At 67.6% G+C, this 12,660-nt stretch carries 11 protein-coding genes; 4 read left to right on the top strand and 7 right to left on the bottom strand.

The annotated features are described in order from the left end of the window. Window positions 1–34 precede the first annotated feature (34 nt). Window positions 35–622: a DUF1285 domain-containing protein gene (locus tag U3648_RS12230; RefSeq protein WP_420859512.1), complete on the bottom strand. Its 588-nt coding sequence runs from the start codon at window positions 620–622 to the stop codon at window positions 35–37. A gap of 60 nt (window positions 623–682) precedes the next feature. Between U3648_RS12230 and U3648_RS12225 the strand changes: the two genes are divergently transcribed. From U3648_RS12225 to U3648_RS12210, 4 genes are read left to right on the top strand one after another with little or no spacing between them, the layout of a single operon-like run. Further along, window positions 683–1,687 (top strand): AAA family ATPase, encoded by a 1,005-nt coding sequence (locus U3648_RS12225; protein ID WP_420859511.1) that lies wholly within the window; start codon window positions 683–685, stop codon window positions 1,685–1,687. Further along, window positions 1,684–2,559 carry a DUF58 domain-containing protein gene (locus U3648_RS12220; protein WP_420859510.1) on the top strand — a complete coding sequence of 292 codons (876 nt, stop codon included), beginning with the start codon at window positions 1,684–1,686 and terminating at the stop codon, window positions 2,557–2,559. The genes U3648_RS12225 and U3648_RS12220 overlap by 4 nt, the downstream gene beginning before the upstream one ends. Continuing rightward, window positions 2,559–5,330 carry a DUF4159 domain-containing protein gene (locus U3648_RS12215; RefSeq protein WP_420859584.1) on the top strand — a complete coding sequence of 924 codons (2,772 nt, stop codon included), beginning with the start codon at window positions 2,559–2,561 and terminating at the stop codon, window positions 5,328–5,330. The genes U3648_RS12220 and U3648_RS12215 overlap by 1 nt, the downstream gene beginning before the upstream one ends. After that, window positions 5,327–7,405, top strand: a complete 2,079-nt coding sequence (locus U3648_RS12210; RefSeq protein ID WP_420859509.1) for a hypothetical protein — start codon at window positions 5,327–5,329, stop codon at window positions 7,403–7,405. Before U3648_RS12215 ends, U3648_RS12210 begins: the two co-directional genes overlap by 4 nt. A gap of 54 nt (window positions 7,406–7,459) precedes the next feature. Here the strand turns inward: U3648_RS12210 and U3648_RS12205 are convergent, their stop codons facing one another. The 6 genes from U3648_RS12205 to speB (U3648_RS12180) all read right to left on the bottom strand — a co-directional run bounded on the left by U3648_RS12205 (window position 7,460) and on the right by speB (U3648_RS12180) (window position 12,649). After that, the gene (locus U3648_RS12205) at window positions 7,460–7,990 is read right to left on the bottom strand and encodes a DUF4167 domain-containing protein (RefSeq protein ID WP_420859508.1); all 531 of its coding nucleotides are present in this window, start codon (window positions 7,988–7,990) and stop codon (window positions 7,460–7,462) included. Between the two features lie 233 nt (window positions 7,991–8,223). Next, on the bottom strand, window positions 8,224–9,054 hold the full coding sequence (gene prmC / locus U3648_RS12200; protein ID WP_420859583.1) for a peptide chain release factor N(5)-glutamine methyltransferase: 831 nt from the start codon (window positions 9,052–9,054) through the stop codon (window positions 8,224–8,226). Between the two features lie 2 nt (window positions 9,055–9,056). Beyond that, window positions 9,057–10,112, bottom strand: coding sequence for a peptide chain release factor 1 (gene prfA / locus U3648_RS12195; RefSeq protein ID WP_420859507.1), 1,056 nt, complete (start codon window positions 10,110–10,112; stop codon window positions 9,057–9,059). A gap of 51 nt (window positions 10,113–10,163) precedes the next feature. After that, window positions 10,164–10,574 carry a DUF1499 domain-containing protein gene (locus tag U3648_RS12190; RefSeq protein ID WP_420859506.1) on the bottom strand — a complete coding sequence of 137 codons (411 nt, stop codon included), beginning with the start codon at window positions 10,572–10,574 and terminating at the stop codon, window positions 10,164–10,166. A 168-nt stretch (window positions 10,575–10,742) separates the two neighbouring features. Beyond that, on the bottom strand, window positions 10,743–11,684 hold the full coding sequence (speB, locus tag U3648_RS12185) for an agmatinase (RefSeq protein WP_420859505.1): 942 nt from the start codon (window positions 11,682–11,684) through the stop codon (window positions 10,743–10,745). Further along, window positions 11,684–12,649, bottom strand: a complete 966-nt coding sequence (gene speB, locus U3648_RS12180) for an agmatinase (protein WP_420859504.1) — start codon at window positions 12,647–12,649, stop codon at window positions 11,684–11,686. The genes speB (U3648_RS12185) and speB (U3648_RS12180) overlap by 1 nt, the downstream gene beginning before the upstream one ends. Between the last annotated feature and the right edge of the window lie 11 nt (window positions 12,650–12,660).

Raw genomic sequence — 12,660 nt, 5'->3', positions numbered from 1 at the left:
GGCCTGCGGCCTTGTTCCCGCGCCCTCGTTTCCCTCAGCCCTGCAATTCTGCCGCCGGGATGATCGGAAAGAACACCCCCTGCGACCGCACCCCGAACCAGTCTTCGCCGTCCTGTTCGGCCACCTCGCCCAGATCGACCAGCCGGTAGAAGGATTTGCGGTCGATCAGCGCCTCAAGATTCCGGCGGATCAGCACATAGGGCGAAGGTTCCCCGGTGTCCGGGTCGCGCGCCACGCGGATCGGGTGGTCTGGCCCGGCAATGACGCGGTCCTGCACGTTGGTTTCAAACTCCAGCCCGTTGCCGACCCGGTTGAAATCCACCGCGACAAAGGGGGCGTCATCCACGGTGATTCCGACCTTTTCAACCGGGGTGACAAGGAAATAATCCTCGCCATCCTTGCGGATGATCGACGAAAACAGCTTGACCAGCTCGTGCCGCCCGATGGGCGTTCCAAGGTAGAACCACGTCCCGTCCCGCGCGATCCGCATGTCCAGATCGCCGCAGAACTCGGGGTTCCACAGGTGCACCGGCGGCGGCCCTTTTTTCGACGCCCGTTTCGCCGCCGATGCGAGGCTTTCCGCCGAAGCGGAGTTTCGTTCACTTCCTGTTGTTTTTGCCATTGGGGTCCGCTGCAATATCTGTAGTCTGACCCGAAGATAGTATTTGCAGGAGGTGTTGTCATGGCAGGGACCGACGATCTGGTGGCCGGGATCGAAGCGCTTGGCGAAAAACTGGGTGCGGCGCGGGCCTCGATCGGGCGGCGTTTTATCGGGCAGGACCGGGTGGTGGACCTGACCCTGTCGGCGCTGGTATCGGGGGGTCATGCCCTGCTGATCGGCCTGCCGGGGCTGGGAAAAACCCGACTGGTGGACACGCTGTCGACCGTGATGGGCCTTGACGGCAACCGCATCCAGTTCACGCCGGACCTGATGCCCGCCGATATCCTAGGGTCCGAGGTGCTGGAGACCGGCAAGGATGGCAGCCGCGCGTTTCGGTTCATCGAAGGGCCGATCTTCTGCCAGCTTCTGATGGCCGACGAGATCAACCGCGCCAGCCCGCGCACCCAGTCGGCCCTGTTGCAGGCGATGCAGGAACGCGAGGTGACCATTGCCGGGGAACACCGCCCCCTTGGCGCGCCGTTCCATGTACTGGCCACCCAGAACCCGATTGAACAGGAAGGCACCTATCCCCTGCCCGAGGCGCAGCTGGACCGTTTCCTTGTCCAGATCGACGTGCCCTACCCCGACCGGGCCACGGAACGCGATATCCTGCTGGCCACCACAGGGGTCGAGGAGGCCGCGGCCGAGCCTGTCTTTACCGCCGCCGAACTGATCGCCGCGCAGACCCTGCTGCGCCGGATGCCGGTGGGTGACAGCATCGTCGAGATGATCCTTGATCTGGTCCGCGCCTGCCGCCCCGATGCCGACGCGCCCGAGGTTGTCCGCCAGAATGTCAGCTGGGGCCCCGGCCCCCGCGCGGCGCAGGCGCTGATGCTGACCGTCCGGGCCGAGGCGCTTCTGGATGGCCGCCTTGCCCCCTCGCCCGAGGATGTTCACCGCCTTGCCGCGCCGGTCCTGTCACACCGGATGGCCCTGTCCTTTGCCGCCCGCGCCCGGGGCGTCACCCTGCCCGATGTCATCGCCGAGGTCGCGGCCCGGATCACGAAGGTCGAGGCCGCCGCGTGACCGACGCCCCAGCCACCCTGCGGGCCGGGGCCGAGGCGCTTGCTGCCCCGCTGCCGCCGCTTCTGGCCGCCGCTGAACATCTGGCGACGACCGTGATCCTTGGCGATCACGGACGCAGGCGTGCGGGGTTGGGCGATGATTTCTGGCAATATCGCCCGGCGATGCCCTTTGACGATGCAAGGTCCATCGACTGGCGCCGGTCGGCCCGGTCCGACGCGGCCTTCGTGCAGGACAAGGAATGGCAGGTCGCGCAAAGCGTCGTCTTCTGGGTCGATCTGGCGGCGTCGATGTCCTTCGGATCGGTCAAGGGCGGCCCGACCAAGGCCGACCGCGCCCGCCTGTTGGCGCTGGCGGCGACGATCCTGCTGATCCGGGGCGGTGAACGCGTCGGCCTGACCGGGCTGCGCCTGCCGCCGCGCCGGGGCACGGCGCAGATCGCCCGCATGGCCGACCGTCTGGCGGAAGACGCCCCCGCCGATTATGGCCAACCGGAAACCGACGGGATGCTGGCGCATAGCCGCGCGGTGTTCATGTCCGATTTCATGGGCAATATGGATGCTGCCGAAGAGGCGCTGCTGCGGGCCGCCGACCGGGACGTGCACGGGGTGATCCTGCAGGTACTCGACCCGGCGGAAGAGGCGTTTCCCTACGACGGGCGCACGATTTTCGAAAGCATGGGCGGCGGCGTGACCCATGAGACCCTGAAGGCGGGCGAGTTGCGCGCCCGCTATCTTGACCGGCTGGCGGAACGCAAGGACCGGCTGGCGGGGCTGGCCCGCACCACCGGCTGGCTCTATTCCACCCATCACACGGGCGATCCGGCGGCGGGCGCGCTGCAATGGCTTTATCGCGGGCTGGAGCGGCGCGGCTGATGTGGACCCTTGGCCCGATAGCGTTTTCCGCGCCCTGGCTTTTGCTGGGGCTGATCGTGCTGCCGATCCTGTGGCTTTTGCTGCGGGCCGTGCCCCCGGCCCCGATCCGCCGCCGGTTTCCCGGTGTCGCGCTGTTGCTGGGACTGTCCGATGACGAGGCGCAGACCGACCGGACGCCGTGGTGGTTGTTGTTGCTGCGTATTCTGGCGGTGGCGGCGGTGATCCTTGGCTTTGCCGGGCCGGTGCTGAACCCGCAAGCGGACCGGGCCGGGTCCGGACCGCTGCTGATCGTGGCGGACGGCACATGGGCCGATGCCCGCGACTGGACCGCACGGGTGGACCGAATAGAGGCGCTGTTGACCGAGGCGGGCGCGGCGGGCCGCGCGGTGGCCCTGACCACGCTGACCGATCTGCCGCCCGATGGCCCGCTGTTCCAATCCGCCGATGCGGCCATTGCCCGGCTGCCGAACCTGTCGCCGCACCCTTGGGAGCCGTCCGAGGCCGATCTGGCCACATTCGCGGGCACCCTGTCGGCCGGGTTCGAAACCTATTGGCTGTCCGACGGGCTGGACCGTGCGGGCCGCGCGCCGCTGTTGCAGGCGCTGGAAGATCGTGGGCCGGTCACCGTGTTCCAAAGCCCGCGCCAGACCATCGCCCTGCGCCCTGCCAGCTATGCCGACGGGGCGGTGACCTTGCAGGCCGTCCGCAGCCCGGTCGGCGACGCCCGCGAGGTCAGCGTGGCCGCCGTCGGGCTGGACCCGGCGGGTGTCGAACGGCAGTTGGCCACGGCGACATTCACCTTCGAGGCGGGCGAACCGGTGGCCGATCTGGCCCTGTCGCTGCCGCCCGAATTGCGCAACCGCGTCACCCGCTTTGAACTGACCGGCCTGCGGTCGGCCGGGGCCGTGACCCTGACCGACGACAGCCTGCGCCGCCGCGAGGTGGCGATGATCGCGGGCGGCGGGGCGGATGAAACGCTCGACCTTCTGTCGCCGCTGCACTACCTGCGCGAGGCGCTGGCCCCCACTGCCGACCTGCTGGAAGGGCCCTTGGCCGATATTCTGCCCGCGAACCCGGATGTGATCATCCTTGCCGATGTGGCCGCCCTGTCGCCGACGGAGACCGAGGACCTGTCGGATTGGGTGGACGATGGCGGGCTACTGCTGCGCTTTGCCGGGCCGCGCCTTGCCGCCAGCGATGTGAGCCGCGCCGAGGAAGACCCGCTGATGCCGGTGCGGCTGCGCGCCGGCGGCCGCAGTATCGGCGGCGCGATGAGTTGGGGCGACCCCAAGGCGCTGGCCCCCTTTGCCGAGACATCGCCCTTTTTCGGACTGGCGGTTCCGGCGGACGTTACCGTGTCAACGCAGGTTATGGCTCAGCCCGACCCGACCCTTGCCGATCGGGTGATCGCACAGCTGGCCGATGGCACGCCGCTGGTGACCCGCAAGGCATTGGGCGAAGGGCAGATCGTTTTGTATCACGTCACCGCCAATGCCGAATGGTCGTCGCTGCCGCTCTCGGGCCTGTTTGTGCAGATGCTGGAACGGCTGGCGGTCTCGACCCGTCCGGCCCGGCCGGACGCGGCGGAACTGGAAGGAACCACATGGTTGCCCGAGGTGCTGCTGACAGCCGAGGGCCGGTTGGAGGAGGTCGACACATTGCCCGGCGTCCCCGGCACGCGGCTGGCCGAAGCGACCCCCGGGGCGGACCTGCCGCCGGGCCTTTATGCGGGCGAGGACCGGCGCATCGCGGTGAATGTCATGGGGGCCGACAGCACCCTGTCGCCCGCCGCATGGCCCGCCCGTATCCCGGTCGAGGGGCTGACCGTGGCGCGTGAATTGGCGCTGAAAGGCTGGCTGTTGGGCGCGGCGCTGGCGCTCTTGCTGGCCGATGTCCTTGCCGCGCTGTGGCTGTCGGGCAAACTGCGCGGGCCGCGCGGCAATGTGGTGGCGGCCCTGCTGGCGGGGCTGCTGATGGTCCAGCCGGACGCGCCCCGTGCGCAGGACGCCGAGTTGGACGCCTTTGCCATCGCCGCCACCCGCGACGTGGTTCTGGCCCATGTTCTGACCGGCGACAGGTCGGTGGACGACCGGGCCGCGGCGGGTCTTTATGGGCTGTCGAGCACGCTGTACCAGCGCACCTCGATCGAACCGGCGATGCCGATCGGCGTGGATATCGAACGGGACGAACTGGCCTTCTTTCCCTTCCTCTACTGGCCCGTCACGGCGGACCAGCCGATGCCGTCGCGCGCGGCCTATGACAAGCTGAACCGTTATCTGCGGTCCGGCGGGATGATCCTGTTCGACACCCGCGATGCCGACCGCGCTGGCTTTGGCAGCGGCACGCCAGAGGGGCGCAAGCTGCAGGCCATTGCGCTGGGGCTGGATGTGCCGGCGCTGGAGCCGATCCCCTCGGACCATGTGCTGACCCGGACCTTCTATCTGCTACAGGATTTCCCCGGCCGTTACGCGGGCCGCGAATTGTGGGTCGAGGCCGCCCCGCCCGACGCGGAAGCGGCCGAAGGCATGCCGTTCCGCGATCTGAACGATGGGGTGACGCCGGTTGTCATCGGCGGCAACGACTGGGCCTCGGCCTGGGCGACGGATGAAACCGGCGTGCCACTTTACCCCGTGGGGCGCGGCAGTGCGGGCGAGCGGCAGCGGGAGTTTGCCATGCGGTTCGGGGTGAACCTGATCATGCATGTGCTGACCGGGAACTATAAATCCGATCAGGTGCATGTGCCTGACCTGCTGGACAGGCTGGGCCAATGACCGGGACCGTGGTTCTTGATCCGCTTTTGCCCCTGTGGCTGCTTTACGTGGCGGCCGGGCTGTCCTTTGCCGGGACCACGCTGGCGATCTGGCGGCGGCTGCCGGGCTGGTGGCTGCGCGGGTTGGCGGCGATTGCGCTGCTGGTCGCCATCGCCAACCCGTCGCTGCAACAGGAAGACCGGCAACCCCTGTCCGATATCGTCATCGCCGTGGTCGACGAAAGCGCGAGCCAGCGGATCGGCACCCGCGCCGATCAGACCGCCGCCGCGCTGGAGACCCTGCGGGCCGAGGTTGCCGCGCGCGAGAATACCGAACTGCGGGTGATCCGGCTGGGCGATGGTGAAGGCGACGAAGGCACCCGCCTGCTGTCTGCCCTGACCGAGGCCCTGACCGAAGAACCGCAGGGCCGGATCGCGGGCGTGGTGATCCTGTCGGATGGGCGGGTGCATGACATCGAACAGGCGCCGGGCGTGCCCGCGCCGGTGCACCTGCTTCTGTCCGGGCAGGCGGGCGACTGGGACCGGCGGCTGATCGTCAAGAACGCCCCGGCCTTTGCCGTGCTGGGCGAACAGATCACCCTGACCCTGCGGATCGAGGATCAGGGCGCGGCCCCGGGCGCTGCGCTGGCCCCCCTTACTATCGCCATCGACGGCGGCCTGCCGATGGAATTTGAGATCCCCACCGGGCAGGATGTGGAATTGCCCCTGACCCTGCCCCACGGCGGGATGAACGTGCTGCAATTCAACACGCCGGTTGTCGCGGGCGAATTGACCGACCGCAACAACGCCGCCGTGGTCCAGATCAACGGGGTGCGCGACCGGCTGCGCGTGCTTCTGGTGTCGGGCGAACCGCATCCGGGCGAACGCACATGGCGCAATCTGCTGAAATCCGATGCCTCGGTCGATCTGGTGCATTTCACCATCCTGCGCCCGCCCGAGAAACAGGACGGGGTGCCGGTGAACGAGCTGTCGCTGATCGCCTTCCCCACGCGCGAGCTGTTTCTGGAAAAGATCGACGAGTTCGACCTGATCATCTTTGACCGCTACCGGCGGCGCGGCATCCTGCCGTCCAGCTATCTGGAAAACATCCGCAATTATGTAGAGACCGGCGGCGCGGTGCTGATCTCCTCCGGGCCGGAATATGGCGGGGCGGAAAGCATCTATCGCTCGCCCCTTGGCGCGGTGCTGCCCGGCGCGCCCACGGCGCGGCTGTTCGAGGAAGGGTTCACGCCCGACCTGACCGACCTTGGCCAGCGCCACCCGGTGACCGAAGGGCTGGAGGATTTCGGCCCTGCGCCCGGGGCGAACGGGCTGCCCGGCTGGGGCCGCTGGTTCCGCCTGATCGATGTTTTCCCCGCGCCCGAGGCCGATGTGGTCATGCAGGGCCCCGATGGCCGCCCGCTGTTGCTCTTGAACAGGGTGGGTGAGGGCCGGGTCGCGCTGCTAACCTCGGACCATTCGTGGCTGTGGGACCGGGGGTTCGAAGGCGGCGGCCCGCAATTGGAACTGCTGCGGCGGCTGGCCCATTGGATGATGAAGGAACCGGAGCTGGAGGAAGAGGCGCTGTGGGCGGAACCCGCCGGGCAGACCATGCGGATCATCCGGCGCACGTTGGGCGACAGGGCGGGCGATGTCACTGTGACCCACCCCGACGGGACGGAAACGCTCGTGCCGCTGGACCAGGTTTCGCCGGGCCGGTTCGAAACCCTGTGGGAGGCGCCCGAGGTGGGCCTGTATCGGCTGCGCGAGGGCGACCGGGAGGCGGTGATCGCCCTTGGCCCCGCCGCGCCGCGGGAATTCGAGGAAACCATCGCCGACGCGACCCTGCTGACCCCAATGGTCGAGGCAACGAATGGCGGCGTTCTGCGCATGGAAGACGGCGCACCGGACCTGCGCAGCGTGCGCCCCGGCCGACCGGCCGCTGGCCGCGGCTGGATCGGGATCACCCCGCGCGGGGCCTATCAGACCGCCGAGGTACGGATCACGCCGCTGGTCCCCGCCTGGCTGTTCCTGTGTCTGGCCGGGCTGCTGATCGTCGGGGCATGGCTGCGCGAAGGTGGGCGCGGCCGGTCGTAGCGGCAACGAAAAAGGCCCGGACATCTCCGGGCCTTTGCTTCATTTCCAGTCGCGTTATTCTGCCGCTTCGCTGGGCGTGTTGTCCGCAGACCCATCGCCCTCTGCCGCCTTGGGCTTGCGGGGGCGGCGCGGTTTCTTGGGCTTGGGGGCCTCTTCCGCGCGGTTTTCCGGGGTCTCGACCAGACCGTTGTCAGCCTCGGCCGGGGCGGCTGCATCGTCCGACGCGGGACCGTTCGCCGCCTCTTCCTGCGCCTTCAGCCGTTCGGCCCGTTCCCGGTCCCGTTCGGCCTGCCGCTGGCGGTTGGCTTCTTCCTGTTCCTCGCGGGCCTTGTCGACCTCGCGCTGCGCCTCGGCCAGCATCCGGGTGTAATGTTCGGCGTGCTGGGCGAAGTTTTCCGCCGCGACCCGGTCGCCCGAAAGCTGGGCGTCGCGGTGCAGCTGGTTGTACTTGTCGATGATCTGCTGCGGCGTGCCGCGCACCTTGCCATCGGGGCCCGAGCTGTCGAAGACCCGGTTGATGATATTGCCGCCCGAAGGCCGATTGTTGCGGTTCTTGTTCCGCGACCGTGATTTGGAAGATCTCATGAACGTGCTTTCGTTCAGCTGCGTGAAATTTGCGCTTCGAGCCGCTGGCGCCCCGTGGCGCCGCTGATGTGCCCATCTTTTGTCTGGCGTAATATCGGGGGGAGGCCGAAAGGCCCGCGTCCCTGCCGATAGCCCCGATTAAACACCTAAACCCCGGCCCGGCAAGGGGATTCAGCCCCGAAATCGCGTTTTTCACGCGGGTGTGCGCTGCATTTCCCAAAAATCAGCGGGAATCAGCCCGGGTGTTGCCCGCAAACGACCCGGTCTCGCCCGTCGAGGTCGGGGAGAATCTGCACCCCGGTCAGCCCCGCCCGTTGGAACAGATCGGCCACCGCAGCCCCCTGCTGCCAGCCGATTTCGACCATCAGCCGCCCGCCGGGGGTCAGATGCGCCCCTGCCCCGGCCGTGATGACGCGGTAGGCGGTCAGCCCGTCCCCTTCGTCCGTCAGGGCTATTCGGGGTTCATAGGAAAGTTCGGGGGCCAGATCAGGCATTTCATCGGCGGCGATGTAGGGCGGGTTCGATACGATCAGGTCGAAGCGGCCGGAGATCGCGGCGAACCAGTCGGAGCGGATCAGCGTGGCCCTGTCCGCGACGCCCAGCGCGGCGGCATTGCGCCGGGCCACGGCAAGGGCCGCGTCAGAAAGGTCAGCGCCTATGCCCCGCGCGGCGGGCCGTTCAGCCAGCAACGTGAGCAGAATACACCCGGACCCCGTGCCAAGATCCAGCACCGAGGCGAAAGGCCGTTCCAGCGCGGCCGCGATCAGGGTTTCGGTTTCGGGCCGTGGGTCGAGCACATCCGCCGTCACTTCGAACCGGCGGCCCCAGAAGTCGCGGTGCCCCAGAATATGGCTCATCGGGGTGCCGCCCGCCCGGCGCGCGGCCAGACCAAGCGCCCGGTCCAGACGGTCGGGGGTCAGCGAGTCACGCGCGATGAGCGACATGCGGTCGGGCGTGGTGTCCAGAACATGGGACAGGATCAGCCGCGCCTCGCGTCCGGCGCCATCGATGCCCCCCTCGGACAGTCTTGCGGTCAGCGCGGTCAGCCCGTCCTGAACCGTCAGGCTCATCCGTCCATCTCGGCCAGAAGGGTGGCCTGCGCGTCCTGAATCAGCGCGTCGATCACCTCGTCCAGATCGCCCTGCATCACCTGATCCAGCTTATAGAGCGTCAGGTTGATCCGGTGGTCGGTCATCCTTCCTTGCGGGAAGTTGTAGGTGCGGATGCGTTCGGACCGGTCGCCCGAACCGACCTGGCTTTTGCGGTTGGCAGAGCGTTCGCTGTCCACCCGCTGCCGTTCCATGTCATAGAGCCGGGTTTTCAGAACCTGCATCGCGATCTCGCGGTTCCGGTGCTGCGACTTTTCCGAACTGGTCACGACGATTCCGGTGGGCAGGTGGGTGATCCGCACGGCGGAGTCGGTGGTGTTCACGTGCTGCCCGCCCGCGCCGGAGGACCGCATGGTGTCGATGCGGATGTCGTTGGCGTCGATCTTGATGTCCACGTCCTCGGCCTCGGGCAAGACGGCGACGGTGGCGGCAGAGGTATGGATGCGCCCGCCGCTTTCGGTTTCCGGGACGCGCTGCACCCGGTGCACGCCGGATTCGTATTTCAGCCGGGCAAAGACCCCGTCCCCGGCGACGCGGGCCACGACCTCTTTGATGCCGCCAAGTTCGGTCTGGGCTTCTTCGATGATTTCGAATTTCCAACCGCGCGCATCGGCATAGCGCTGATACATGCGCAGCAGGTCACCCGCGAACAGTGCCGCCTCTTCCCCGCCGGTGCCGGGGCGGATCTCGATCATCGCGGGGCGGGCATCTGCGGAATCCTTGGGCAGCAGCGCCAGTTTGACCGCCTGTTCTGCCTCGGGCAGGCGGGCGCGGAGGTCGGGCAGTTCAGCCTCGGCCAGTTCTTTCATCTCGGGGTCGGAGAGCATGGCCTCGGCCCCGTCGATCTCCTCAATCAGGGATTGGTAGCCGCGCACGGTGTCGACCACGGGCCGCAGTTCGGCATATTCGCGGGACACGGAGACGAACTCATCGCCCGACAGCCCGGCGGACATGCGGGCCTCGAGGTATTCGAAGCGTTCGGTGATCTGGCGGAGACGGTCAGCAGGTATCATGCGCCTGCATTCCCCTATCCCGCGCGAGCCGTCAAGGGATCAGAGCGGGGATCAAAGCCCCACCTGCGCCAGCCAGCCTTCGATCCGGGCCTTGTTCACCCCCATGTCGCCGCGCCCGAACCGCAGCCGCCCGAAAAGCGTGATCCGGTCGCCGGAACGTTCGACGGTGGTGTAGTCGGGGAACCCCCAGAGGCGCGAGCGGGTGATATACGTGATCCGCCCCTCGGCCACAGACCCGGCCAACACGGTCGTGCGGGGCGTGGCGCGGGCGATGGCGTCGATCCGGGCCAAAGTGTCGGGGTTCGCCCCGCCCCGGACCGCGGCAAAGCTGCCCTCGCGCGGGTGGTCGCCAAGCGCGAGGTCGGGCACGGGCCGGTGCCAGCGGGCCGGGTCGGACGGGGCCAGCCGGACATAGGCGGCAAAGCCGAGGATCAGGACGAGGAGAAGGGCGAGGGTTTTCATGGGCGGTCCGGTGTTTGGTATGGACTAGGTAGGCCCTACCTCGGGACAGACAAGATGTTGGCCGGGCAGGATTATGCATTCAGCCGATCGCGGGTGGCGCGAAACGCGCCGCCCATGGGGGCGGTCGGCGCGTGGCCAATCTGGCGATTGGCTGGTGCTGTGAACTGTCTACCGGTAGTCCACACCCGGCAGGATGCAGAGCATTTCATAGAGCAGGTTCGCCCCGGTCAGCGCGGTGTTGCCGCTGGGGTCGTAGGGCGGCGAGACCTCGACCAGATCGCAGCCGACGATGTTCAGCCCGCGCAGCCCCCAGATCAGCTCCAGCGCCTGCGGCGTGGTCAGCCCGCCGATTTCCGGCGTGCCGGTGCCGGGCGCATAGGCGGGATCAAGGCTGTCGATGTCATAGGTGATATAAACGGGCGCGTCGCCGATCTGCGCCTTCACTTCCTCCGCGAGGGGCGCGAGGGACTTGTGCCAGAGCGTTTCCGCCTGCCGCACGTTGAAGCCCCAGCCCCGCGCCTCGTCAAAATCACCCGCCGCATAGCCCGTGCCGCGCAGCCCGATCTGCCAGACCTTGCTGTCGATCAGCAGCCCCTCTTCATGGGCGCGGCGGAACGGGGTGCCATGGGCGATGGATTCGCCGAACATATGGTCGTTGATATCGGCATGGGCATCGACGTGGATCAGGGCCACCGGCCCGTGCTTTTCCGCAATCGCCTGAAGGATCGGGTAGGTCAGCGTGTGGTCGCCGCCCATGGTCATCGGGATCGCGCCCTGCCCCAGAACCCCGCGATAGAAATCCGCGATCCGGCGCACGCTGTCCTTCAGATCAAACGTGTTGATTGGCACGTCGCCGATATCGGCGCAGTTCAGGCTGTCAAAGGGCGCGGCCCCGGTGCCCATGTTGTAGGGGCGGATCATCGCGCTTTCGGCACGGATGGATTTGGGCCCGAACCGTGTGCCCGCCCGCCAGGACGCGCCGATATCCATCGGCACGCCGACAAAGGCCACGTCCAGCCCCTGGGCCGTTTCGGCGGCAGGCAGCCGCATGAAGGTGTTCGGGCCGCCAAAGCGGGGCATCTCGTTGCCGCCAAGAGGTTGGTTCGGCATCATGCCCCCCGTTTTGTCGCCGCGAAAAGGTTCACCAGCTCCATCGCCACATGCGCCCCGGCAATCGCCGTGGCCCCGGTGGTGTCGTAGGGCGGCGAGACCTCGACCACGTCGCCGCCGACAAGGGCGATGCCAGAGAGGTCACGCAGGATCGCCTCGGCCTGCCAGCTGTGCAGCCCACCCCAGACCGGGGTGCCGGTGCCGGGGGCAAAGGCGGGGTCCAGCGCGTCGATGTCGAAGGTCACATAGGTGGGATGCGCGCCGACCTTGGCCTTGGCCTTGTCGACCACATATCCCACGCCCTTTTCGTGCACCTCGCGGGCAGAGACATATTCCATCCCCAGATAATCGTCGCATTCCGTGCGGATGCCGATTTGCAGCGACCGGGCCGGATCCACCAGCCCGAGCTTTACCGCCTTGTACATGAAAGTACCGTGGTCGATCCGTTCCATGTTGTCATCCGCCCAAAGGTCCGAATGGGCGTCGAACTGGATCACCGACATCGGGCCGTATTTGGCGGCATAGGCCCGCAGGATCGGCAGGGTGATGAAATGGTCGCCGCCAAGGGTGACGCTGCCCGCCCCGGCGGCAAGGATGGTGTTGAAATGCGCCTCGACCAGCCCCGGAAAGCTGGGCGTATGGGCGTAGTCAAAGGCCACATCGCCGTAGTCCACGATGTTCAGCTCTTCCAGCGGGCTGGCGCCCAGCGCGAAAGGCGGATCATAGGGTTGCAGGGTCGATGCCTCGCGGATGGCGCGGGGGCCAAACCGGGTGCCGGTGCGATGGGTCACGGCCTGATCGAAGGTCACGCCGGTCACCGCCAGATCGACCCCGGTCAGATCCTTGGTATAGCGGCGACGCATGAAACTGGTCGCCCCAGAAAACGCGTTTTCATAGGCGAGCCCGCGCATCTCGGCCCGGGTAAAGGCCAGATCCATCTGGGTTTTCGCGTCTTCAAGGGCCATGTCATCTGCTC

It is taken from the genome of Marivivens marinus (assembly GCF_035969385.1).
Lineage (GTDB): Bacteria > Pseudomonadota > Alphaproteobacteria > Rhodobacterales > Rhodobacteraceae > SELP01.
This window is presented reverse-complemented; position numbering and strand designations above follow the sequence as displayed.

What these genes read in the sequence shown, in the direction of transcription:
- speB (WP_420859504.1), bottom strand. Translation starts at nt 12,649, where the DNA reads ATGGCCCTTGAAGACGCGAAAACCCAGATGGATCTGGCCTTTACCCGG.
- U3648_RS12215 (WP_420859584.1), top strand. Translation starts at nt 2,559, where the DNA reads ATGTGGACCCTTGGCCCGATAGCGTTTTCCGCGCCCTGGCTTTTGCTG.
- U3648_RS12230 (WP_420859512.1), bottom strand. Translation starts at nt 622, where the DNA reads ATGGCAAAAACAACAGGAAGTGAACGAAACTCCGCTTCGGCGGAAAGC.
- U3648_RS12225 (WP_420859511.1), top strand. Translation starts at nt 683, where the DNA reads ATGGCAGGGACCGACGATCTGGTGGCCGGGATCGAAGCGCTTGGCGAA.
- U3648_RS12205 (WP_420859508.1), bottom strand. Translation starts at nt 7,990, where the DNA reads ATGAGATCTTCCAAATCACGGTCGCGGAACAAGAACCGCAACAATCGG.
- U3648_RS12210 (WP_420859509.1), top strand. Translation starts at nt 5,327, where the DNA reads ATGACCGGGACCGTGGTTCTTGATCCGCTTTTGCCCCTGTGGCTGCTT.
- speB (WP_420859505.1), bottom strand. Translation starts at nt 11,684, where the DNA reads ATGCCGAACCAACCTCTTGGCGGCAACGAGATGCCCCGCTTTGGCGGC.
- U3648_RS12190 (WP_420859506.1), bottom strand. Translation starts at nt 10,574, where the DNA reads ATGAAAACCCTCGCCCTTCTCCTCGTCCTGATCCTCGGCTTTGCCGCC.
- prfA (WP_420859507.1), bottom strand. Translation starts at nt 10,112, where the DNA reads ATGATACCTGCTGACCGTCTCCGCCAGATCACCGAACGCTTCGAATAC.